The 22,682-nt window shown below is 50.4% G+C and carries 17 protein-coding genes; 7 read left to right on the forward strand and 10 right to left on the reverse strand.

The genetic code is table 11. The features are described 5' to 3' along the window. Positions 1–22: 22 nt before the first annotated feature. A complete protein-coding gene (locus MKQ68_RS17465; protein WP_264280239.1) occupies positions 23–604 on the forward strand; it encodes an RNA polymerase sigma factor in 582 nt (193 codons plus the stop codon). Beyond that, positions 601–1,329: a tetratricopeptide repeat protein gene (locus tag MKQ68_RS17470; protein ID WP_244842850.1), complete on the forward strand. Its 729-nt coding sequence runs from the start codon at positions 601–603 to the stop codon at positions 1,327–1,329. The genes MKQ68_RS17465 and MKQ68_RS17470 overlap by 4 nt, the downstream gene beginning before the upstream one ends. Here MKQ68_RS17470 and MKQ68_RS17475 read toward each other — a convergent pair. From MKQ68_RS17475 to MKQ68_RS17495, 5 genes are all read right to left on the reverse strand, one after another. Next, positions 1,316–2,617: a glucoamylase family protein gene (locus MKQ68_RS17475; protein ID WP_264280240.1), complete on the reverse strand. Its 1,302-nt coding sequence runs from the start codon at positions 2,615–2,617 to the stop codon at positions 1,316–1,318. The two genes, MKQ68_RS17470 and MKQ68_RS17475, sit on opposite strands and share 14 nt — an antisense overlap. Before the next feature lie 60 nt (positions 2,618–2,677). Continuing rightward, the gene (locus MKQ68_RS17480; protein ID WP_264280241.1) at positions 2,678–4,183 is read right to left on the reverse strand and encodes a RagB/SusD family nutrient uptake outer membrane protein; all 1,506 of its coding nucleotides are present in this window, start codon (positions 4,181–4,183) and stop codon (positions 2,678–2,680) included. Positions 4,184–4,194: 11 nt separating this feature from the next. Continuing rightward, entirely contained in the window at positions 4,195–7,221 is a 3,027-nt protein-coding gene (locus tag MKQ68_RS17485; protein ID WP_264280242.1) for a SusC/RagA family TonB-linked outer membrane protein, read from the reverse strand. Positions 7,222–7,546: 325 nt separating this feature from the next. After that, complete coding sequence (locus tag MKQ68_RS17490) at positions 7,547–9,817, reverse strand: family 20 glycosylhydrolase (RefSeq protein WP_264280243.1); 2,271 nt, start codon at positions 9,815–9,817, stop codon at positions 7,547–7,549. Positions 9,818–10,084: 267 nt separating this feature from the next. After that, positions 10,085–13,045, reverse strand: coding sequence for a glycosyl hydrolase 2 galactose-binding domain-containing protein (locus MKQ68_RS17495; RefSeq protein ID WP_264280244.1), 2,961 nt, complete (start codon positions 13,043–13,045; stop codon positions 10,085–10,087). Between the two features lie 504 nt (positions 13,046–13,549). Here MKQ68_RS17495 and MKQ68_RS17500 point away from each other — a divergent pair. The 4 genes from MKQ68_RS17500 to MKQ68_RS17515 all read left to right on the forward strand — a co-directional run bounded on the left by MKQ68_RS17500 (position 13,550) and on the right by MKQ68_RS17515 (position 17,088). Beyond that, positions 13,550–14,566 carry a LacI family DNA-binding transcriptional regulator gene (locus MKQ68_RS17500; protein WP_264280245.1) on the forward strand — a complete coding sequence of 339 codons (1,017 nt, stop codon included), beginning with the start codon at positions 13,550–13,552 and terminating at the stop codon, positions 14,564–14,566. A gap of 616 nt (positions 14,567–15,182) precedes the next feature. Then, a complete protein-coding gene (locus MKQ68_RS17505) occupies positions 15,183–15,542 on the forward strand; it encodes a GIY-YIG nuclease family protein (protein WP_244842827.1) in 360 nt (119 codons plus the stop codon). 662 nt (positions 15,543–16,204) lie between these two features. After that, on the forward strand, positions 16,205–16,459 hold the full coding sequence (locus MKQ68_RS17510; protein ID WP_244842825.1) for an HTH domain-containing protein: 255 nt from the start codon (positions 16,205–16,207) through the stop codon (positions 16,457–16,459). Positions 16,460–16,863: 404 nt separating this feature from the next. Beyond that, positions 16,864–17,088: a hypothetical protein gene (locus tag MKQ68_RS17515; RefSeq protein WP_244842823.1), complete on the forward strand. Its 225-nt coding sequence runs from the start codon at positions 16,864–16,866 to the stop codon at positions 17,086–17,088. A 51-nt stretch (positions 17,089–17,139) separates the two neighbouring features. Here MKQ68_RS17515 and MKQ68_RS17520 read toward each other — a convergent pair whose 3' ends face one another. From MKQ68_RS17520 to MKQ68_RS17540, 5 genes are all read right to left on the reverse strand, one after another. Continuing rightward, entirely contained in the window at positions 17,140–17,373 is a 234-nt protein-coding gene (locus tag MKQ68_RS17520) for a hypothetical protein (RefSeq protein ID WP_264280246.1), read from the reverse strand. 184 nt (positions 17,374–17,557) lie between these two features. Next, the gene (locus tag MKQ68_RS17525) at positions 17,558–18,094 is read right to left on the reverse strand and encodes a c-type cytochrome (protein ID WP_264280247.1); all 537 of its coding nucleotides are present in this window, start codon (positions 18,092–18,094) and stop codon (positions 17,558–17,560) included. Further along, positions 18,084–18,686 (reverse strand): SCO family protein, encoded by a 603-nt coding sequence (locus MKQ68_RS17530; RefSeq protein ID WP_264280248.1) that lies wholly within the window; start codon positions 18,684–18,686, stop codon positions 18,084–18,086. The genes MKQ68_RS17525 and MKQ68_RS17530 overlap by 11 nt, the downstream gene beginning before the upstream one ends. A 23-nt stretch (positions 18,687–18,709) precedes the next feature. Then, on the reverse strand, positions 18,710–20,380 hold the full coding sequence (locus tag MKQ68_RS17535) for a cbb3-type cytochrome c oxidase subunit I (protein WP_264280249.1): 1,671 nt from the start codon (positions 20,378–20,380) through the stop codon (positions 18,710–18,712). Between the two features lie 4 nt (positions 20,381–20,384). Then, the gene (locus tag MKQ68_RS17540) at positions 20,385–20,837 is read right to left on the reverse strand and encodes a cupredoxin domain-containing protein (protein ID WP_264280250.1); all 453 of its coding nucleotides are present in this window, start codon (positions 20,835–20,837) and stop codon (positions 20,385–20,387) included. A 313-nt stretch (positions 20,838–21,150) separates the two neighbouring features. On the opposite strand from MKQ68_RS17540, the gene MKQ68_RS17545 reads away from it, so the two are divergent. Beyond that, complete coding sequence (locus tag MKQ68_RS17545; RefSeq protein WP_264280251.1) at positions 21,151–22,680, forward strand: sensor histidine kinase; 1,530 nt, start codon at positions 21,151–21,153, stop codon at positions 22,678–22,680. Positions 22,681–22,682: the final 2 nt, after the last annotated feature.

A 22,682-nucleotide genomic window follows, 5' to 3' on the forward strand; every position in this document is an offset into this window, starting at 1 on the left:
TTTATCGGATAGCTATCTGCCGATGTCAGTACCCAAACATATTCATGAAGACCAGCGTTACCTGCAGGCGCTCATCGACAATGACACGCAGGTGATTGGTGAAATATACCGGCGTTTCTCTCACCGGGTTAAACAGTTTATCTTACAAAACAACGGCTCGGCCGACGATGCGGCCGACATCTTCCAGGAAGCGCTGGTAGACGTCTACAACCAGGCGCGGTTTAAAGGCCTGCAGCTTACATGCCCTTTTGAACCTTTTCTATTATTGATCTGTAAAAGAAAATGGCTTAATGAGCTGAAGAAAAACGGGCGTAAGGGGGTAACAATTGATATTGACGAGCGATTTAATATCGGTGAAGATACTTTCCGGCAGGCCGAACTTTCCTGGGCAGAAGGCGAAAAGGCGAAGCTGTTCCGCACGATGTTTGCTAAGTTGGGTAAACGTTGCCAGGAGATAATTCGCTCGTCGCTGGACAATAAACCGCAGGAGGAAGTGGCTACCGCATTAGGCGTTACTTATGGCTACCTGCGCAAAAAGAAGTCGGAAATGGCGATGCTTATCGCTTCCATCAATGATAATCTTTCTAAATGGGGATTGAAATGAATGCTTTTGATCATGAACTGATAGACCGCTACCTGCGCGGTGAGCTTACCGGAGAGGTGCTGCGCGAGTTTAAGCAAAGATTGGCGACTGACGCCAACCTTCGCAGGGCGATGGATACACAACAACAGGTGGAAGCATCACTTCGTTATGAACTGCATCCCGATCAGCAGCAACGTGCCTTTCAGCAAACGCTGGAAGAAAACCGCAGTCACATCACCACCCCGATGAGGAAGCACTCCCGCAGTGTACCGAAGTTTGTCATTGCTGCCGCAGCCATTGCGGCAATGGTTGCGGGCACTTTGTTCCTCGCTCCATGGGAAAAGGATCTCTATCGTCAGTACTCCGGCATTACGATGACCTCCCCAGCTGAACGCGGACAAAACGACCAGGCCGACTTGGTACAGGCCGCCGACCTATTCAACGATAAATCCTACCCCGCCGCTATTACGATCTTAGGCAAAGCGCTCGTCAGCGATTCTGCCAACGCGTACGCCCGCTTTTATCGTGGTGTGGCCTTGCTCGAAAGCGGCCAGCTACCCGAAGCCCGCACGGACTTGCAAAAGATTTACGAAGGCAATTCCCTCTTTAAATACGACGCCGCCTTTTACCTGGCACTCACGTACCTGAAGGATGATCAACCGGAGCTTTGCCGCCAATGGCTGCAAAAGATACCGGAGGATGCAGCCAATTATGAAAAGGCGCAACATCTGCTTAAAGATTTGTAGGGAGCGCGGGAGAAGTAAAGCCTAACCGCTTCAGGCCGCGTTGCACATCAGGCGTGGCCATGAACAACTTCCATAACAACCCGCTGCGATAATTTTCGATCATGACAACGATCGGCCCCTGGTCGATGGCGAGGTATTGTGTATCGTACCAGTTGTGCGTTTCCGAAAAGGCGTCGTAGAAACCATATGGCCCCCATATCTTATCGCCCAGTTTATGGTAGAAGTGTTTTAACGCCTGCATCGAATACTCGGGTGTATATGGAAAAGCAGAAAGTGCAGCCGTTGGCGTGATAACACCCAGATCATTCGTCGGCGAATGTGCATTGTAGAACTCATGGTTATCACTGGCCGTCAGCCCCCAGCAATCGGCGCCGTAGCCTTTAAACTTCTTTGGATTTTCTACGCAATACTGCCGGTTAATCAATGTATGATTCCGGTTCTGCTCCCAGTAATCCGCATATTGATCTTTTAACCCACGCGGATCAAGCCCGAGAAAGGAATAATGCGTAAAAAATAACGGTCCGCCGTAATCGAAGCCCAGCGGCAGTTTGATGCCGTAGAAAGACTTTCCGTTGTAAAAGAAATTACTCATTGCCCAGCCACGATGATACGCATTTGGCGAGATGGAAAAATTAGGAGAAGATGCCGCGAGTACATAAGCGATCAGGCACTCGTTATAACCTTTGATCTGGTGGTTCATGGCCCAGCCGTTGTTAGGCGACCAATGCCAGTACAGCACATCCTGACCGTCGCGGGTATACCAGTTCCATTCGGCATCGTTCCACAACCAGGTAATACGGCTGCGCAGCTCTTCTTCTTTCGGCGTCTTACGGTCGAAATACTGCCTTACGGTTAACAGCCCCTGGAACATGAACGCGGACTCCACCACATCGCCGCCGTCGTCTTTGCGGCCAAAAGGCACGGTTTGACCGGTAGCACCATTCAACCAATGCGGCCAGATGCCGTGGTAATGATTTGCTTTTTCCAGGAACTTCACAATTTTCAGCAGTCTGTCCAGCCCCTGCTCACGGGTGATGAACTTACGCTCTATGCCTACAAGGATGGCCATCACCCCAAAGCCGGAACCACCGATGGTCACCACTTCGGGCGTAACGGTACGCTCCGGTGCCAGCCCGGATACGGGATGCGCAAACTTCCAGAAGTAATCGAACGTACGTTGCTGCACCAGTGTTAGTAAAGCGGAATCGCTCAGGTTCGTGGGGCGCTTTTGCGAAAAAGTAGTGACCGTGCCGAGCAGCAATAAAGCCGTCAAAATATATCTGATCATATTGTATCGTCAAAAAAAGTAAAAAAGGCAGCCCGGCAACTACCTGGCTGCCACTAAAAATTAATTATATCCCTGGTTCTGTCCCAGCCTGTTCCCACTTAAATCGCGCTGGTCCTGCGGAATGGGGAACAATTCATGTTTGTTGTCCTGGAAGGCCTTGCCGTGTGCACGCATGATCTGTCCCGCGCGGCCCTGGCGCACAATGTCGAAGAAGCGATCAAACTCCATGGCCAACTCCACCCTCCGCTCGTCCCATATCTTCAGACGCATGGCCGCCTGGTCGCCAGAAAAGTTCGGTAGACCGGCGCGACGGCGTACCATGTTCAGCTTTGCTGTGGCCTCACCCATGTTACTTAACTCGTTCGCGGCTTCCGCATAAATGAGCAGCACATCCGCATACCGCAATACCCGGTGATTTTTAGGCATCCTGTCCGGCACACCGCAATAAGGCTCCTGGGTGCGGCTGTGATAAGCTTTGTAGTTATACCGGTCGTTCTCCACCGAATCGCGGCCCGGTATGCGAAAACCGTCCCATAACACCGTACCGCCCGCAGCAACATTGATGACAGTAGCGGGCAGCCGCCGGTCGCCGGGTTCGTAGGCGTTTACCAGGCTTTGGGTCGGGTTATTAAAGCCGAACCCGAGGTCTGTCCAACCACGTTTGCCACCGGCACGCGGGCCCTGGCTAACGGAGTAGATATTGATCGCAGCGTTACAGGCGGCATTAGTACCCGTCTGCACTTCAAATAATGACTCGGAAGAATTAGCGCCTGCTACCCGCCAGATGTTGGCGTAGTTGGGCAGCGTATCGTACAGGCCGGAATTGATCACGGCCTGCGCCATATCAAACGCCATTTGCCAGTTACGGCGATACAGGTATACTTTCGCCAGTAATCCCTGTGCCGCGCCCTTGGTAGCCCGGCCTACATCCGTAGCGCCTTTCAGCTCGAGGTTATTGGCAGCGAACGTGAGGTCGTCGATGATCAGCTGGTAAATCGTATCCACCGAAGCCCTTGTCTGGAACTGGTCGGAGTTCACCTCGGAAGCAGCCGGCACGCGATCTATTTTAGGCACGCCTCCAAACAGGCGCACGAGGTTGAAGTAGAAGTGCGCGCGAAGAAACCGTACTTCGCCCAGTAAGGCGTTTTTATCCGCAGCGGGCAACGGACTTAAAGGTATCTTCTCCAAGGCCTGGTTGGCGCGTGCGATGCCCTGATAATGACCTTTCCACACGTTGCTGACGATGCCGTTGCGGGCATCCAGGGTAAAATTATCTACCTCGGCCGCAGCGGGATAGTCTGTGGGCGTACTGCCTTTGTCTGCATTATCGGAGGCGATCTCCGTCAATACAATGAACTGCAGACTATTGATATCAGGCTCAAAGCCACCTATCCACATGATGTTATATACCCCATTCACGAGGTCTTGCGCCGCGCGGGGATTGTTACGGATCTCCTCTTCTGTAATTGCACCCTGCGGCGCGATATTGAGGAATTTATCACCACAGCCGGCAAATAGTACCAGCGCAGCAGTCGTATATAATGTAAGTCGAAAGTTCCTTTTCATGATCATGGGTTTTAGAATGTAGCATTCACGCCAAACGCGTAAGTCCTGTTCGTGGGGTAAGCACTTAATTCAATACCGGCTTCGAGCGGACCACCCGGTAGCTCCGGGCTGAAGCCGCTGAACCGTTTTAGGGTGAACAGGTTTTGCGAGGTCAGGAAAAAGCGCAGGGTGGTAATATTTAACCGATCCAATGCCGTTTTGGGCAAGGTATAACCCAGCGTCACGTTGTTCAGCCTGAAGAAGGTGCCCGATTCCACGAAGTAATCAGAGGCGGGTGTATTTGCCTCCAGCACACGCGGATCTTTATTGGACGGCCGGTCGGCCCGCCAGCGGTTATTCGCATAATCGGCTTCGATGTTATCCGTCGCCTGGTAGCGGAATGCCTTTTTACCGTTATACACTTTGTTGCCTGCATTACCGTAAAAGTCGGCGGAGAAGTCGAGGCTCTTATAATTCAGTCCTGCATTTATACCGTAATACATTTTCGGTTGATACGATCCCACGAAGTAGCGGTCCTGCGCAGTAATGCTGCCATCTCCGTCTTTATCGAGATACTTGAGATCGCCCGGCTGTGCGTTTGGCTGAATCACTACGCCATCCTTGTTCTGGTAATTATCGATTTCCTCCTGCGTCTGGAAAATACCATCCGTGCGGTACACGTAGAAACTACCGATCGGCTGGCCGTTAGCCGTAAGTGTGGTGGAGCCTTGCTGCCCAACACCTCCACGCGGCAAGGGCTGGCCGGCATTCAATCCCACCACTTTATTTTTATTAAAGGTGATGTTACCGCCGATGCTGTAGTTGAAGTCTTCTGTAATATCATCTTTCCAGCCTGCCGTAAACTCCCAGCCTTTATTTGTAAATGATCCTGCGTTCGTTACAAACTCATTGTCAGGATCACCCAGTATACCCGGCAACCGAACGATTACCAGCGCATCGATCGTGCGTTTATCGTAGTAGTTGATTTCACCGGTCAGGCGACGGTTGAGGGTCGAAAACTCCAGTCCGAAATCATACTCCTCGGTGGTTTCCCAAACGAGGTTAGCGTTCTTGATATCGCTGATAGCCGAACCGAGGGTGATATTGCCATTGAACACATACGGCACGCCCAGGTTAGCCGTTACGATATATTGGTTGGAGGCGATGTTATCGTTGCCGATACGTCCCCAGCTGGCACGCAGTTTCAGGAAGTCGAGCACATCCTGCTGGTCCTTCAGGAATCCCTCTTCAGATAACACCCAGGCTACACCCGCCGCCGGGAACCAGCCTACCCGATTCGCTTCGGGAAAACGGGAAGATGCATCGCGGCGAAGGGAGCCGGATAGCAGGTATTTATCAGCATAAGCATAATTGATACGACCCAACACCGACGCGCGGGTATATTTGTCGCCGCCGCCGTTATTGGTAGAAGTGTTGGGATCACCGGTAGCGAGGTACCATTGGTCCCGCGTTGGTGGCACGCCCCTGCGCACACCTTCAATAAAGTCACTGCTGAACTTTTGGGACGTGAAACCCGCGAGTACGGAGACCCGGTGTTTACCAAACAGCTCTTCGTACGTAGCAGTGTTGTCCCACAACCAGTTCGTGGCGTTCTCCTTTCTTCCCGTTAAAGTACTCAGCTCATTCCGCTGGTTACCGCCGGTTTCCAGGAACGTGACTTCATCATTCAGGTACGCGTAATTGTATACGCGCCGGTTGTAAAAGCTTTGGTCCACACTAAAAGCCGAGCGCAGTTTCAGGGATTTAATTGGTGAATATTCAAGGTAGCCCGTTCCCTGTAAACGTGTTTCTGCCCCGCGGTTATTTACTTTATCAATATTGAGGATGGGGTTGCCCACGTTACCAAAAGCCGACGTGTTGCCATACCGGCCTCCCTGCTTGGAGGCGACTACGGGCGCAGCACGATAGGCATTATTAAAGATCGCACTGTTATCAATCGTATCCGAATTGGCACGCATGAAAGACAACTGCGTACCAAACTTCAGTTGTTTGGTGAGGTTGAACTCATTGTTTGAGCGGATCGTAAAACGATCGTACTTATTGCCGATCACAATACCTTCATCCGATAAATAACCTAAGTTGAAGTAATAAGTTGCTTTTTCGCTTCCGCCGGATACGCTTACGTTATGATTATGTTGCAGCGCATTTCGCAGTACATCGTCGAACCAGTCTGTATCTGCATTGCCCGTCGGTATGGTGGTACCGGGCGCCACATCCTGCAGAAAGGCGGTATACTCACCCCGGTTTGCCATCTTCACCAGGTTGGAGGCCTGTCTGAAACCAACGTTGCCTGAATAGCTCACCTCCATTTTACCGGAGCGTCCTTTTTTTGTTGTGATGATGATGACCCCGTTAGCCGCCCGCACACCATAGATCGCCGCAGCCGCTGCATCTTTCAGTACGTCCATCGACACGATATCATTTGTGCTGATGTTACGGATGTCATTGGTAAACACGCCATCTACTACATATAAAGGTTCGGAACCTGCCAGCATACTGCCCGTACCACGAATGCGCACCAGCGGTTGCGAACCCGGAGCGCCGTTGGCGATGATCTGCACGCCCGCCACTTTACCCTGTACGCCCTGGGTAGCCGTGAGTACCGGCTGTTTAGCCAATTCCCTGCCCTGTACATTTGCCACAGAACCAGTAAGATCCCGTTTACGCTGGGTGCCATATCCGACCACCACTACTTGCTCCAGCTGGCTCGAGGAAGGCTGCAGTGTTACGTTCAGCTCTGTTTTGCCCGCCAGTGGTATTTCCTGTGGGTTATAACCCAGATAGGTGATCGACAGGGTCGCGTTAGCATCCGGTACATTCAGCGTAAAAGTACCATCAGCGCCGGTTACCGTGCCCGTGCTTGCATCCTTCACACGAACAGTAACACCCACCAATGGGGTGCCATCCACATCAATAATACGCCCCTTTACCGGAACGGCCTGCCGTAAAGCGCTTTGCCCTGCATAACCGGTAAAATGAAACAATAGAAAAAATAAAAGGGTACAAACGACCTGTTTTGTTGTAACGTTTAAGTGCATAACGCTCGATTTATCGCGATGAATAATAAACTGCTGCCTTTGGGGGTATGGGAAAAACAAGACCAAGGAAGCATGCGGGAACGGATGTGCTGCAGTGTTCTATTGCAAAAAATATTTGGGTAAATTGGAGTTAAACCCTGCCGTTTTTCGTTCCGTGGTTGTTTGGTTTAATTACTGGTTTCCTGTTAATGGAAGATACGAAATTATCAGTGAATGGCGAAAACAAAACGAGGGTTCCTACGCTTAAACAAGTAAGATATCCAACCTAAAAAAAGAAAGCCGGAACGCTTGATCGCCCCGGCTTTTCAGCTTATTAAAAAATATATTATCTAAATAAAACTTCGTTGGGAATAGCCTGCTTCGTGATACCCGGCCCCTCGTACAACACCTTCAGGTACTCCGCCTGGTAGGTATCATAGTAGTAAACGCTGAAGGGATGATAACCGGCTTTCAAGGCTACTTGTCCATAGCCTTCCTGCTGCGGATGAGTGCCCTCATTATCCACGATTTGTTTGTCACCGATAAACATCGCACTGCCGTCGCTCGATTGTAAGAAGAAAGTATACACGCCGTCTTTCGGCACATAAATATTGCCTTCGAAGCTTACGCCAAAACCATTGTCAGTAAACAGTTCCGGCAGTTCGAAATGTGTTACCCAACCCTGCTTCACGGCCGGGGAGGCCTTCAGATTCTTCACGCTGCCTGTAGCCTCATAATACTTGTAAAACATTCCCTGCGCCAATACTTCGGGCTTTACCGAGGGCAACAACGCCTGTTTCGTAAAACGTAATACTTTCACCTGGCTCAACCGACCGTCGGGCAATATCTCGCGTGCGTTCACCACGGCATCCTTTTTAATGATAAAAGCGTTGGTATAAAGCGGTGAACGTTTATCCGGCTCCGTAAGATCTGTGGTGTAGCGGATCTCTCCATCTTTATGCGGTGCCTGTAACGTTACTTTCATCGAATCGGTAAATACATAATTGGCGTACCTGCTCACCACATCGGGCTTACGGTAGTTGATGCCATTCTTATCGAGCCAGGGATAATACGCGGCCATACGGGTAGTAAAGTCGTTAAAGTCCTTCTGCTCCGGCGCCGACCAGGCATTTTCCGCCAGCGCGAACAGGCGCGGAAAGGTGCGGTATTCGATATCGGACAGCGTTTGCGTTTGCTCCGTCCACAGGTTCGCCTGCAAGCCCAGTACCATTGATTTTAGGGTATCGGAAAAGTCGGGCAGACTATTATCGAAGTTGTACAGGTCTTCCAGATAAAGACGGGTGCCAAAGCCGGTAGGCTCATAACCTTTGCCTTGCGGGTAATCGAAGTAAGACAAGTGTTTAGGGGTAATGATGACCTTATGGCCTTCTGCCGCCGATTGCAACGCAGGCTTTATACCGCGCCAGGCCATTACTGTAGCGTCCGGGCTCAGACCGCCTTCGCGGATCTCATCCCAGCCGATCAGCTTTTTACCTTTGGCCTGCAACATTTTTTCTACCCTTTTGATAAAGTAAGATTGCAGCTCGTGTTCGTTATGTAAACCCTCATCTTTAATACGCTGCTGGCACTTCGGGCATACCGCCCACTTTTCTTTGGGGGCTTCGTCGCCGCCAATGTGAATGTAACCCGCCGGGAACAGCGCTGCCAATTCGGTGAGCACATCATCTATAAACTGGAAGCTTTGCTCATTGCCCGCACAGTAAATGTACTCGCGAAACTTAGGTCCACCACCGGATGGCAACACCTTAGGGAACCCGTCGAAACAGGCCAGCTGCGGATAAGGCACCATGGCCGACAACGCATGTGCCGGCATCTCTATTTCCGGGATCACCGTAATATAACGCTCCGCTGCATAGGCTACGATTTCCCTGATATCTGCCTGGGTATAAAAGCCGCCGTACTTAGCCGCCTCCCCTTCTGCAGATGGCGCCTGGCTGCGCCAATCCGTGCCCAGCCTGTCCGGACGATAAGCGCCTACAGCCGTAAGTTTCGGGTATTTCTTTATTTCGATCCTCCAGCCCTCATCATCAACAAGGTGCCAGTGGAACGTATTCATTTTCAGCAACGCCAAGTGGTCTATATACCGCTTCACCACCTCTTTTGGAAAGTAATGCCGCGACACATCCAGCATAAACCCACGCCACCCGAATTGCGGGCGATCGTAAACCGCTACACTGCGCAGACTATTACCCTCTGCGATCGCCAGTTGCCGGACCGATTGTATGCCGTGAAAGAGCCCGGCCGGCGTAGCAGCCACGAGTTTCATACCTTCCGGCTGTATGTTCAGCGTATACCCTTCTTCCCCTAATGAATCGATCGCCTTTAACTCCAGCGTAATGCCTCCTTTCGCAGGTGCTACGTCCTTCACCGGCAGGCTTTTACCACTCTCCTGCTTCAGCACATCGGCCATGTAAGCCGAAAGCCGCTTTACATCCGCCGTAGCGGTGGGCGGAACAACGATCGCGGCAGCGGCCAGGTTAAAATTGCCGGCGGACTGCTTTATCTGCAAGGGTTTCGGGATAATGGACTGGGCAGATGCCGCCTGTGTGGCACCGGCAGCTACCAGCAATCCCAGTAGTGTATTAGTCAGCTTCATACAGCTAATGTATAAAATATTTTTATCATATAGAATAAAATACAATATTACATGGGAAGTGGGTGCTAAGTAGGTAGTGAGGCTTGCCGGGCGCGGGTTTCAGCAAATTTGCACATACCCTGGATATACACAGGATACACGAAGCATAAAGAAGCATACAGCTCATCCATGCGAGCCAGCCACCAGCAAAGAAAGTTGTTTATACACCTTCCAAAAAAAACGGGATCGCAAAAAAAAGCGATCCCGTTAGATATGAATGTAAGATTATTATTTCGATTTGAAGGAAGGCAGGGTATAAATTTCTGCCTCAATAATACTCAACGTCCCCTTGGCAGCGGCATCGTTACGGGCCACACCGTCATCCAGCTTTTTACCGGTTACTTCGGTCATTTGCGCCTCCGCCTCCGCGCGGGTACTACCTACCAGTTGAATGCGCACCTTACGGCCTTTTTGCGGCTTGCAGGGCAGGGTAACGTAGCCGAGTGAGCGGGCGGTGGTACCATTAAAAGCCTCCCGTCCGTCGACGGTAATACGTAAAGGGTAATTGCGGGATTTGAAGTTGTTCAGTTTCAGCGTTACTTCGGTCACGAGCGACTCCTTTTCCAATTCGTATTCGATCCAGGCGGTACCCAGCTGGCCGTCATTTACCCAGTCGGACAGCTCATTGTCGTCGTAACTGCGGCGGGCAGAGTCGTTGTTAGCACCGGCAGTGGTGCCGATGATGTTTAATGCCGTACGTAACTCCGTGTAAGAAGGCGTCGCCGGTGTCGGGCCTTTGTCGAGCTGACCAGGCAGGCCGTCGGACGGCAGCTTTGTGCCGAGACCGTTAACGGTGGCGACAGGCAGGGTATTAAGGCGCAAGGTGGCGGGTTTAAGACCGTCTGCGCTAACCGTGAGCGTAACGTTGCCTGGACGGACAGCAGACCGTATTAAAGCCCGGTTTACACCGCCTTCCACGGGGAACTCGTTCGTAAGGGTATAGTTATCTGGCCCCATCGCCATACCACCAATGAAGGTAGCCGGCCCGGTGCAGGCATAACGGATCGTATGTAATGCATCGGGTACACGATTACCCTGCGCGTCTACCACTTCCACCTGCACAAGCGCCAGGTCATGACCATCGGCTTGCCAGCCGCGGGGATTAGGAATGTTCGTGAGTTTTAATGCCGCGGGAGCGCCGGTGGTAGATTTTGTCGTGCTGCATAGCTGCTTGCCGGTGCTGTCAAATCCAACCGCGGTGATGCTACCGGCGGACCAGGCGACTGCCGGAAAGGTGAACAGGAAGCCGTCACTTTTTGCACCGAAACCGAGGGATTGTCCATTTACTTTCAACTCCACTTTATCGGCGCTGGATATTACATACATCGCTTTCGTTACACCTGGTTGGTAGTTCCAGTGGCCGATAATATGAATGCCTGGTTTTTCGGGCGATACCCAGCCGTTCCAGATTACCTGGTGTGCGTAAAAGTTTTCTTTCGGGATGCGGAGCGCATCTACTTCGCCGCTGCGACGGTAGTTTTCGGCACCGCGATGATGTGTATTCGTTTCTGAAAAAACGATGTTAACACCGCCTGCGCTTACGCGTTTGCCAGTGCCGGGGCGCTCGAGCCAGAACTCGTACCAGCGCTTCACGTTCTCGATGGCGTGGCTTTCCATATTGCGGTTGTACACGGCGGCGCTTTGTCCCTTGTGTTGCGGGCCATCGCCGTCTTTATGGTATGGCGGCGTGTAGTCGTCCCAGTATTTACGGGAACCTTCATCGCGGGAGTATTCCATCGCCCATAAAGGGATGCCGGCGCTTTTGTTGGTATACAACATTTCACCACCATATTCGGCTACCTTGCTGTTCAGCATTTCGCGGGAGCCAATGGCACGGCCGCCGTGCGGATCGTAACGGTCGCGGATCGCCTTCATTTCGGTCATATGTTCTTCACTCACACTTTCATTGCCCGACTCATAAAACACGATGCTTGGATTATTACGATTGTAAATGATTGCGTCGCGCATGACCGCTTTACGTTGCTCCCAGCGCGTACCCTTTACATCCGCCTCCGCATCGCCCGCGGGCATCGCCTGCAGCAGGCCAACGCGGTCGCAGCTTTCAATGTCTTGCTTCCAGGGCGTGATGTGCATCCAGCGCACGAGATTACCATTACTTTTCACCATCAACCCGTTACTGTAATCGCTTAACCAGGCAGGCACAGACAAACCGACAGACGGCCACTCGTTGGAGGTACGCTGTGCGTAGCCATGTACCATCATCACCCGGTCGTTCAGGTAAATCATACCGTTTTTGAAATCCGTTTTACGAAAGCCGGTACGGGTAGTTACCATATCTACGGGTTTGCCATTTATCTTTAATACAGATGTTACCTGGTACAGGTAACCGTATCCCCAGCTCCAGAAATGTAAGTTCTCTACTTGCGCGGAAGCCTGTAACATGGCGGTCTCGCCGGCTTTTACAGTTACGGTTTTGCCACTGAATGTTTTAACAGGTTTGTTAGACGCATCTGTCACCTGTACTTCCATAGTTACTTCTTGTGCGCGGCCGCTTTCGTTTTTTACTTCTGATTCAACGTGCAGTAATGCCTTACGGGCGGCCACGTCATAGTCGGTCGCATACACATAAGTGCCCGTTGTTTGCAGCGGTGTAAAGAGCGGTAGGGTTTGATACACCTTGCCGGTGAGATGCAGGTATACGTTCTTATTAATACCACCATAGTTGGCGTTGAAATTTTTATCTTCCCACTGATACTTTTGATTAGTGGCCTTTTCGCGGTAATCCCAGGCATTATCGATACGTACAGCGATGACGTTATCTCCCTTTACAATCTTATCGGTTACATCGAACCCAAAAGCGGTAACACCATTTTCGTGCAGACCAATATGCTGGCCGTTCAAATAAAAATCACCGGCCTGGCGAATGCCTTCAAACTCGATGAACACCTTTTGTCCGGCTGCGGTGGCGGGCAGTGTGAAGCGTTTGCGGTACCAGGCAATGCCAGTAGAAAGTTCTGTGATGTCTTTACGAAAAGCTTCCGCTTCGTTCCAGGCATACGGAAGTGTTACCGGCTTCCAGGCAGCGTCGTTAAAAGAGGGCGCTGCTGCGCCGGATGTGTCTCCGACATATACTTTCCAACCGGAATTAAAATTAAACTTTGCGCGTTGCGCATGTGTGGTGATGCCGAAAAGGATCGTGAGCAACAGCAGGGTGATTCTCTTAGTCATGTTATCAACGGGAATTTTAGCGATCGGGGGGAACGGCCACCTGATGCGATCTGTAAAATATCCGATTAAAGGGGATGGGGCAACCTGTGCTATCCTGCATAAGGTGTAGTAAAAAAGCCACCGCCTGGACAAGCAGCTGCGATTGATGTGACTACTCTTATGTGAACATTCTTCAAATAACGTATGCCCATTACGGCTATACGCTATCAATATTTTTATCTGCCTGCAATATAATAGTGTTTACGACAACAAGTGAGCTGCCGGGCAAAAAATCAGCAGAAAAGTTTGCAGGACGCGCAACACTATATCGTTACACCAACTTCAGCCAGCAAGGACGCTCATGTTAAAAAAGCATCAATGCCGGTTAATTTAAAATAGTACCACGTGAAGACTGCATCCCGCCAGGGCCTTACTGCTAACGTTTTAGCGAAGCTAAAAAATAAAGTTAGGAACACTGCATAATTGATACTATTTTTAAGACTTACGCTTATAATATTGTGATCCATGGAAAAGAAGGCACCGACCATTAAGGAGATGGCGCGCACCCTTGGCATATCCATATCTGCCGTGTCCAAGGCTTTAAACAACCATCCCAGCATTGGGCTGTATACAAAAGAGCGGGTAGCGCGGCTGGCCCAAAAACTGAATTATGTACCAAACCAGGCCGCTATTTACTTCAAGCAGAAAAAAACCTGCACTATCGGCGTTATCCTACCCCACCTTACCGATCACTTTTACACCAGTATTCTTTGTGGGGCCGAAACAGAGGCCATGCAAAACGGCTACAACCTGATTATGTGCCAGTCGTATGATAGCCTGGCGCGCGAGAAGGAGCTGGTGGCCTTTATGCAAAAGAACCGGGTGGACGGCGTATTGGTGGCTTCCAGTAAGGAAACGATCAACTATAACCACTTCCAGGCACTCGAGTCGTGGAACATCCCGGTAGTACATATGGCGCGGCAGCCTAAACAGTACGACTGCCACAGCGTGATCAGCAATGTGCGCGACGGCGCGAGGCAAGCGGTGAATTACTTTATCGAACAGGGTCACCGGCGCATCGCACATCTGAATGGCCCGGAAACGATGGCTACCAGCCGGGAGCGGCATAGTGGTTACCTGGATGCACATCGTGCGCACCAGCTACCTATCCATCCCGAGCTGGTGCAGCAAACCGATTTTAGCCGCGAGCGTAACAAACAAATCGTGGACAGCTGGATGCAGCAGGACGAGTTTCCGACGGCGATACTCGCCTTCAAAGACCTGATCGTGCTGGAAATCATGTCGCTGCTGAAACAGTACTACCCGGATAAAAAGGAACAGGTAGCGGTGATCGGCTTTGGCAATCACCAGTTGTTACAGTATATGGATCACCCTCCCTGCGCATCTATCGAGGAACAACCGGCTATGATCGGGCAGCGGGCCACGAGTTTATTATTGGAGTTGATGCAATTGCCCGGTGAGCAGCGCAGCACCAGCACCACGGCACTCGATTGTAAACTGGTGACTTATGAGCGCCCATAGGCCTTTCAATTAACAATTAATTAACAAACGCCTATTTATATTAAGATTATCTTGTGCATCTACTTTATAAATTTCACCAGTAATATAAGCGAACAGCCATCTACGCGATGGCTGTTTTTATTTCCGGTAGTCAGTAACGGTTAACGGTCCCTTAACTGCGCATCCAGCGCATTGCGATTCGTGCCGGCATTACTTTCAGAGCAGTCCCATACCTTTCCCTCCTGAAATAGGATCCGCTCAACCGATCTCTCGCTTAACATCCGATTAACAAAGTCATGCGGTAATAATCGGTAATATTGTTAACCGGTTTAGCCGGAAAAGTTCTTTCTCCAGGTTAACTATTACCATATTGCAACCGGGACATTATACGTTCGGTTGCTTTTTTTGTGGCGTTACGCTGCGATGTAATGGCATCACTGCAGGAAAGGACCTATTAACCGTTACCCGTACATACTGATATCAACCAAACGCCCTGTACCTGCTCACTATATGCATAAGAGGGCATTATGAAGTTTATTTTAACCTGGCAATTGCCAAGGGCTGCGAGACGACTGGTCACATAAAAACACGAGGGGCAGCTTTATCGGAACATTTAGCGAAGGCAAAACACATTAGCATGCAAATCAACATCCGCAAGGAATTGACCTACGGCGAAAAGGACAAGGCTATACCGGCATTTGCCCGACATTTTTATGTTTACATTATGACTGACGATGCGCACTCCCTGCTGTTTGTAGGGCTCACAAACGATTTGTTCCGTGATGTGCATATGCATCGCGATGGAAAGATGGAAGAGCTACCCCAGGGTAAACGCGTGCAGAAGCTGGTATATCTTGAATACTATGAAGGGCTTTCAGAGGGCATTGGGCGCCGGAATGAGATATTTAACGATACGCTCATCAACCAGGTAAGTCTTATTTTACAGGCTAACCCGCAATGGGAAGATCTTACCCCGGGACTGGAGACAACACTTTAGCAAAACGTTAGCAGTACTGCGGAGGTGTTGCAGCATGTTTGTGTAATTTCATCGGATGAAACCGGAGCGCAGCAACCTGCGCCCATAGCGGGATTAAAACGAGGAACGGCTGCTTGGTGGCCGCATCTATATTATAAAGCTTAAGACAAAAATCGCTCAGATAACTGTATACGTTCTGCGCTGCGTGATAGTGAATACATGAACTAACGAAAGGAACCCTTTACGTGAGCAATGTGTTTTTAAAAGTGCGAACGACATACGACTGGCCGCCTTTTATATGATGTTAGTTACCCATATTCCATTAACCGCCGGGTTGTTACAAAACAATCCCGAGCCCCCCATTTGCAAAACACTGGTCCATTATACAAGGCATTGTTTCTTTTCACCCCGTTTACCGGCCGCGCACTGCTGCGAGGTAATGGTATTCATTTTAAAAAAGACACCCATGGTACATCGACACCTTCATCCGAAATTTAACCCGGCCTACAACGGCCCCCCGTTACCGGGCAGTATGCACAGCAGAATAAACGTTCGCTGTACGATCACGACGAAAAACCAGGCGCCCGTTCAAACCCCGCAAGGCACGGCAGCTCGTTTGTTCACCCGTGATCGCAACGTTATGAAACATCAATTTTCTAATCATCCTTAACCCCCGATTGCATATGCCAAAGCGTTATTTCGAAAGACTGCAAACCATTGATTACCTGATCAGGATCAAAGGCACCGGAAAGCCTGCCCAATTGGCCAAAAGGCTCCGCATCTCGGAACGCACACTCTATGAATTTCTTAAAATGATGAGAGAACTCGGCGCTCCGATAGAGTATGACCGCTATAAGGAAAGCTATTACTATTCCGAAAAAGGCGGCTTTACTATACAATTCAACAAAACACTCGGTGCCATCGGCGCTACGCCCTAAGGTATAGCCCGTACACGCACCCATGCTGCAAAGACAGGGCATAATTCACCCTGTTTTTGCAGCATTTTTTTTACCTGACCAGGCTGTTAACAAGCCCTTAACGCTACGAACACCGGGATAATATTTATTTTACAACCGTTACGAAAGCCCCGATTTAGCTCCCTTTGAATATCCATTTAACAGGCCTTTGTGCCTGCTCATTCAAATTTAAACACTTACTCAAATACCAGGTGCACATAGCACCCGGCTTCAAAATATAATTATGACTAGCAGCATATCCACCTGGAATTACCCCCAAAAAAGCGTGTTCCGTCACTGATGAAAAAGACAGGTGATGCAGCATTACATGACCTGTCTTTTTCCACGCTTCCCGTTAACGACCAATCTCTAAAACCCATCATACTATGAAATCTGTTGAAACATCATCCAGAACAAACCTTCGCATAGCGAGTTCCAGGCAGGAACTGGCCCTTATCCTAGAACGTATGGCGGCCGAATTACAGGCCGGCAAACTCGACTTCGTTTGTTACACAGGCGAGAAAAACGGCTTCCTGCTGGAGTTAAAATGTATTCCATTCGATTTAAACGCTAATCATCTGCGCAGTAATGCTTTTCATAACGCGGGTTAGGTTTTTTATCAAACAATCTATGATGCGAATAGCAAGCGGGTTTCTTTCCAGTTACCCGCCTTTCTCATAAAGGCCGGTGTCGTTGCCGGCCGCGAAGTCCTGTGTCGCTACCGCACGAACGTGTGCTTCATTACCGGCTACGAAAGCCTGCGTCACTACCGCACGAAGGGCTGCTTCATTACCGGCTACGGAAGCGTTCGTCACTACCGCACGAAGGGCTGCTTCATTACCGGCTACGGAAGCGTGCGTCACTACCGCACGAGGGGCTGCTTCATTACCGGCCACGCCGAACAACCATCATTGCATCCACACAAAAAAAGGCGCAGGTAAATACCCGCGCCGGTTCAATTGGTCACATGTTTGACTAAAATATATACACAATGTCAGAACTTATCTTAGCAATCGGTACGGGTAGACACCCGCACCCGGATATATAGTCACCCTGAAGTGACTAACGTTTAAGCATAAACTAACTTTTCTCCTTCATCTCGCGCTCCACATCTTTCACCCGCACTGCGATCAGCATGACGAGGATGAGCAGCAATACCACGGCAACGAAACCGGTGATATAACCATAATCGGTGATCTGCAAAGGACGGTAAGCAGGCATCCGGCTTTCGGGCTTAAAGCCCCCACTGTTAGGATCTGCCGCTACTTCCTGCGATTTAATGTACGCCACAATGCTTTCTACCTGGGCAGGTGTAATATCCGGGTGGTCGGGCATGGTGGTGTTGTTAAATTCGGCGTAGATGGCTACCGCATCTTTATCGCCGCTTTTGATCAGGGACTGGGAAGATTGCACGAATTTGGTGATCCACTCCATACTACGGCGGTCGTACACCTTCGCCAACGGGGGGCCGAGCACTTTTTTATTAACGTTATGGCAGGCCGCACAGCGCGCCTTAAAAATGAGCGCTCCTTCTTCCTGTGAAGGCGGGGCGGCATATACTGTTACACCGAGGCCCAGGCACAGCAGCAGCAGAAAATACCTGATGTTATCTTTCATGTTGAAGTTGTTTAAGGTCGTGAATAAGCTCGTCTACTGCATCGGCATCGGTACCTTCATAGTACCCGCGAATGTTTCCGCGATCGTCCACCAGCACGAGCTGATCGCTGTGGATGAAATCCGTCGGGCCGCCATCGCCTTCTGTAGCAACAAGGCGAAAGGCATTACGGGCCAGTTTGTACAGTGCGGGTTTGGTACCGGTTAACAAGGTCCAGCGAATGCCATAGGTATCTGCATACCTGCTGAGCACTTCGGGACGATCGTGCGCCGGATCTACCGTAAAAGACAGCAGCTGAATATTGGGTTGACTTTCGAAAGCCTTTTGCACGCGCAGTAATTGTTTGGTCATTTTGGGACATATTACCGGGCAACTGGTAAAAAAGAAGTTAGCCACAGTAAGCTGTTTTGCATGGTTACTGAAAGTAAAAGACTGCGCGTGCTGATCGGTGAAAACGTAACTGGAATCGTATTGCACCTGGCTGAACACCGGCAGTCTGCCCAGCTCGCGCTCATAGGTGCGCACACCCAGCCAGGCACACAGCGGCAACATCAGCACCAGCATCAACCATACCCATTTGTTATTACGTTTCATGTTAGTTTCTTTTTTATTAGCTACTAGATGCCTGGCATCGGGTTATGCGGTAAGTGCGGCGGCGCACCCGGGCCACTATTGCTCAACACATCCACCAGGGCAGGCACGTAAGCGATGAGAATGATGACCACCATCACGATAATCCAGGGTTTGAAGCCGTTGAACAGTGGTACCATTTTTTCGTCATGGTAAGCTTCACTTACTGGCAGGTCAAGCCCCGCGGTTTCGGTTTTCTTTCTGAAGAAGGTGCCGAAGAACACTACGAAATACAGCATACCGGCCAGGAACATGATGAAGCCACCGCTTAACGCCAGCATCGTAGACGGCACCCATTGCGGATGATACAGTTCGTTTTGCGGGTTGAGGTAGGTCATACCAAGGTTAGTACGACGTGGCTCTCCCATCAATCCGCCCCACATCAGTCCGAAAGAGAAAATAAGCACCCCGATCATCCACAGGTAAGGCACGATCACATTCACTTTAGGCAGGAAGATCTTTCGTCCGCGCAAAGTAGCGATCAGGTGCAGGCTCATGGCGATCATGGCCAGGAACACTGGTCCCGCAACGGTCATATGGAAGTGACCAGGCAGCCAGGAAGTATTGTGCACTACGTTATTGAGTGCGTAGCTGGAGTTTACGATACCGGTAAATCCGCCGAAGATAAACAGGATGAGACCCGCGATCATGTAGCCGAACAGGTAGCGGTTGCTATCGAGGTAAGGCAGTTTGCCGAACCAGCCGAGCAGGCCTTTGGCGCCCCGCTGGCGGCCGGCATATTCTAATGAAGCAGACAAGGTAAACGCAGTAATAAAGCTGGGCACCGCTACGGCGAAAGTGAGCACGGTAGACAGCCATTTGGTAGTACTGCTGATGTTCGGATCACTGAACTGGTGGTGTACGCCAACGGGCACACTCAGTAACAGGAAGAGGAACAAGGCGATACGGCCGGCCAGGTCAGAATACAGTTTACCACCCGCTACTTTCGGTAACATCGTGTAGAACATGATGTAAGCCGGCAGCAACCAGAAGTACACCAGGGCGTGACCAAAGAACCAGAACAGCGTACGCGCCAGGGTTACGTTCACGGTGGGCGTCCAACCCATCGCCCATGGCAGCAACAGCACGAGCACTTCGTAAGCAACGGCCAGCGTACAAACAAACCAAACGATGAAGTTGACGAGCGTACCCAGTACGGCCAGCGGCACCTTTTTACCCGGGTTCTCTTTCTTCCAGCTGCGGTATAACACCAGCCAATCGAACAAGGGTATCCAGGAGCCTACGATCAGCAACGCGGTACCGAGGTAAAACAAGGGATGGCCTTTTAATGGAGGATAAAAAGTATAAAGCACAGAGGCTTTACCGGCCAGGATGGCCCAGGCAGCCATTAGGGTACCTACGACCATGAGGCCCAGGGATATCCACGATGCCTTTTTATTGGGTTCTTTTTTCAGGTAGAAAAAGATGGTAGCATGCCCAAAGGATACGGCAAAAAAGGTAGTGAGCACAATAGCATTGATCACACCATGCAGGGTAAGCCCCTGGTAATAGTCCAGCTTAACGGCTGAAGACTGGTGAATAACGCCCGCACGGTACACCACCTGCATTAAGCCGTGGTAAATACCCAATATCAGTAAGGTGATCGGAACAAATAACTCTATAATAATTACGTTCCGCAATGAACGACTAACATTCATATAATCAAGGTTTAGGATAATCAACTATTACTTCCGCCTGCATGTTCTGGTGGCCGGTGCCACAGTATTCATGACAGGTAATTTTATACACGCCCGTTTCCGGGAACTTCACCGTGGTTTTGGAAATACCACCGTAAACGGCCATCATGTTCACATTCCTCTCGGCGATGTTAAACCCATGCACCACATCTTTAGAGGTCACGAAAAAATCGACCTCAGCACCCGGCGGTATATTGATCACCGAAGGCTCGAAGGTCCACATGCCCGCCACCGCAAACACCTGGTAGGTTTTATCGTCAATTTTAGTCACACGCGGCTCCGCGTAAGCTTTGTCGTAAGGGATACATTCGGTTACGTCCACCTTTCTTTTGCCCGTTACGTACAGGATGCTAAAGAAGAAAATGATAATCAGCAACCCGGTGATCCGTAAGACCCTTATTTCGAATTTGTCCAGCATACAATTAAGTTTAAGCGCGTTCAAGCATGATATTATAGATGTACAGCCAGATGCCGGCACACAGCAGGGCTAACAGGATGAAGAAAGCCATGCTTCCCTTCGGAATAAATTTTTCAGTTTCTTGGTTCATGGTGTCAGGATTTATCACAAAACTACCCGCATGCGGCCGCAGCGCGCATGAGTGACATAACCATGACGCATGAGAGTGGTCAAAGCAGAAAATGATCTAAGTCAGGTTCCCGTTCGCGACATTTATTAACTTGCAGGCAATTATTACATTGTACACATGTTTCGTTTCGGGCAACAGCAAATAATGGCCATCGCCGTTTTCATACTGGTGATCACCACTTACCTGCTGGTATGGCGGCCAGACTATAACTTTTTTGACGGGGGGCTGATGACGGCCATCCTGCTCACTATGTTTATTAAAAAGGACGCTGCCACCCACTGGATGGGCGCCGCGTGTACAGTCATCGTGGTCGTCATCGCGTGTTTGCCTCACCGCAACCCTGATTATGCCGAGGTTTTTATCGAACACTTCTTTTCGCTGATACTGGTGGTGAGTGCTACATTGCTTACACTTTTTGTAAAACGGTTGTACCGCACGCTCGAAGCCGATGAAAATCAGCTGGACGCCCTGTTCCGCAACGCGACGGAAGGCATTATCCTTACGAACAGCAAAGGCCGTATTGTACTGGCTAACCCGGAAGTAGAGCGGCTGTTCGGGTACCCGTCTAACGAGATACTGGGTAAGGACATAGAGATCCTGATCCCTAAAAGATATTATCACTCACACGTGCACCAGCGTAACCATTATATGCACCAGCCGCTCTCCCGCCCCATGGGCCATGGGCTGAAACTATTTGGCCTGCGCAAAGACGGATCGGAGTTCCCGGTGGAAGTGAGTCTCAGTCACTTCCGGCAGTCGTCAGAAGACTTTGTACTGGCATTTGTGATGGATATTACGACGCGCCGCCAGGCAGAGAACGAGCAGCTGGAGCAAAAGAAACAACTGGAACAGATGGCCGGCGAAATGCAGCAACTGAACCAGGAGCTGGAACGCAAAGTGGAATCGCGCACGAACAACCTGCACGAAGCCATGAAGCAACTGGAACTATCGCAAACAGAGCTGCGCGATGCATTGGACAAGGAGAAAGAACTGGGCGAGATCAAATCGCGGTTCGTATCTATGGCCTCGCACGAGTTCCGTACGCCACTGAGCGCGATACTTTCCTCCGCAGCGCTGATCGGGAAGTATACGACTACAGGCGACCAGGAGAAACGGGAGAAACACGTGCACAAGATCCGGGAAGCTGTAAAACACCTGAACGAACTGCTCGAAGACTTCCTGTCACTTGGCCGCATCGAAGAAGGAAAGATACAGACCACGACCGCTTACCTCGACCTGCAATCTTTTATTTCAGATACGGCAGAAGAGGTACAGGGGCTGCTAAAACCCGGTCAGGTACTACATCGCTCGCTGCGCGGCACTACAGGCTTTATTACCGATAAACGATTATTGAAACATATTTTCGTGAACCTGCTCACCAACGCCTCCAAGTTTTCACCGGCGGATTCGCCGATAGACTGGCAGATATGGCTGCAGGACGATCGTATATACGCCACGGTTACCGACCGCGGCATGGGCATCCCGGATGAAGATAAGCCCTACCTGTTCAGTAGCTTCTTCAGGGCACGTAATGTGACTAACATCCAGGGGACCGGGCTTGGCCTGCATATTGTGAAACGTTATGTGGATATGTTGCAGGGCAGCATTGAAGTTGACAGCGAACACGGCGAAGGCACCACGATCAGACTTAGTTTTCCAAATCATACAACCTAAAA

Origin of the sequence: Chitinophaga horti, from assembly GCF_022867795.2 — a bacterium.
Lineage (GTDB): Bacteria > Bacteroidota > Bacteroidia > Chitinophagales > Chitinophagaceae > Chitinophaga > Chitinophaga horti.

What these genes read in the sequence shown, in the direction of transcription:
- MKQ68_RS17465 (WP_264280239.1), top strand. Translation starts at nt 23, where the DNA reads ATGTCAGTACCCAAACATATTCATGAAGACCAGCGTTACCTGCAGGCG.
- MKQ68_RS17470 (WP_244842850.1), top strand. Translation starts at nt 601, where the DNA reads ATGAATGCTTTTGATCATGAACTGATAGACCGCTACCTGCGCGGTGAG.
- MKQ68_RS17475 (WP_264280240.1), bottom strand. Translation starts at nt 2,617, where the DNA reads ATGATCAGATATATTTTGACGGCTTTATTGCTGCTCGGCACGGTCACT.
- MKQ68_RS17480 (WP_264280241.1), bottom strand. Translation starts at nt 4,183, where the DNA reads ATGAAAAGGAACTTTCGACTTACATTATATACGACTGCTGCGCTGGTA.
- MKQ68_RS17485 (WP_264280242.1), bottom strand. Translation starts at nt 7,221, where the DNA reads ATGCACTTAAACGTTACAACAAAACAGGTCGTTTGTACCCTTTTATTT.
- MKQ68_RS17490 (WP_264280243.1), bottom strand. Translation starts at nt 9,817, where the DNA reads ATGAAGCTGACTAATACACTACTGGGATTGCTGGTAGCTGCCGGTGCC.
- MKQ68_RS17495 (WP_264280244.1), bottom strand. Translation starts at nt 13,045, where the DNA reads ATGACTAAGAGAATCACCCTGCTGTTGCTCACGATCCTTTTCGGCATC.
- MKQ68_RS17500 (WP_264280245.1), top strand. Translation starts at nt 13,550, where the DNA reads ATGGAAAAGAAGGCACCGACCATTAAGGAGATGGCGCGCACCCTTGGC.
- MKQ68_RS17505 (WP_244842827.1), top strand. Translation starts at nt 15,183, where the DNA reads ATGCAAATCAACATCCGCAAGGAATTGACCTACGGCGAAAAGGACAAG.
- MKQ68_RS17510 (WP_244842825.1), top strand. Translation starts at nt 16,205, where the DNA reads ATGCCAAAGCGTTATTTCGAAAGACTGCAAACCATTGATTACCTGATC.
- MKQ68_RS17515 (WP_244842823.1), top strand. Translation starts at nt 16,864, where the DNA reads ATGAAATCTGTTGAAACATCATCCAGAACAAACCTTCGCATAGCGAGT.
- MKQ68_RS17525 (WP_264280247.1), bottom strand. Translation starts at nt 18,094, where the DNA reads ATGAAAGATAACATCAGGTATTTTCTGCTGCTGCTGTGCCTGGGCCTC.
- MKQ68_RS17530 (WP_264280248.1), bottom strand. Translation starts at nt 18,686, where the DNA reads ATGAAACGTAATAACAAATGGGTATGGTTGATGCTGGTGCTGATGTTG.
- MKQ68_RS17535 (WP_264280249.1), bottom strand. Translation starts at nt 20,380, where the DNA reads ATGAATGTTAGTCGTTCATTGCGGAACGTAATTATTATAGAGTTATTT.
- MKQ68_RS17540 (WP_264280250.1), bottom strand. Translation starts at nt 20,837, where the DNA reads ATGCTGGACAAATTCGAAATAAGGGTCTTACGGATCACCGGGTTGCTG.
- MKQ68_RS17545 (WP_264280251.1), top strand. Translation starts at nt 21,151, where the DNA reads ATGGCCATCGCCGTTTTCATACTGGTGATCACCACTTACCTGCTGGTA.